1 pseudogene is annotated in these 431 nt (G+C 78.2%); it reads left to right on the forward strand.

Annotation, left to right across the window (positions count from 1 at the left end):
- Positions 1 to 431, forward strand: a pseudogene (locus A5481_RS24810) (DEAD/DEAH box helicase); the annotation flags it as partial.

A 431-nucleotide genomic window follows, 5' to 3' on the forward strand; every position in this document is an offset into this window, starting at 1 on the left:
GCCGGCCGGCGCCCTCGCGGTGGCCTTGCTCGGGCTGCGCGACACGGGCCGCCCCCTGCTGCACGTCGCCCGCGACACCCGGCGGCTCGAGGAACTGGCGGCGGTGCTGCGGGCGCTCGCGCCGGGGATCGGCGTCGCGGTCTATCCGGAATGGGACTGCCTGCCCTTCGACCGCGCCTCGCCGTCGCGCGGCACGATGGGGGCGCGGGCCGGCGTGCTGCGCTGGCTCACCGACACCGCGCACCTGCCCGACATCGTGCTCACCACCGCGCCGGCCCTGATCCAGCGGGTGCCGCCGCCGGAGACCTGGGGGAGCGCCCGGGTCGAGATCGCCCCCGGCGACGCCCTCGATCCCGGGCGCCTGACGGCGGAGCTGCAGCGCCTCGGCTACATCCTCGACGACCGGGTCGACGAGCCCGGCGAGGTCGCGG

Origin of the sequence: Methylobacterium platani, from assembly GCF_001653715.1 — a bacterium.
Classification (GTDB): Bacteria; Pseudomonadota; Alphaproteobacteria; order Rhizobiales; family Beijerinckiaceae; genus Methylobacterium; species Methylobacterium platani.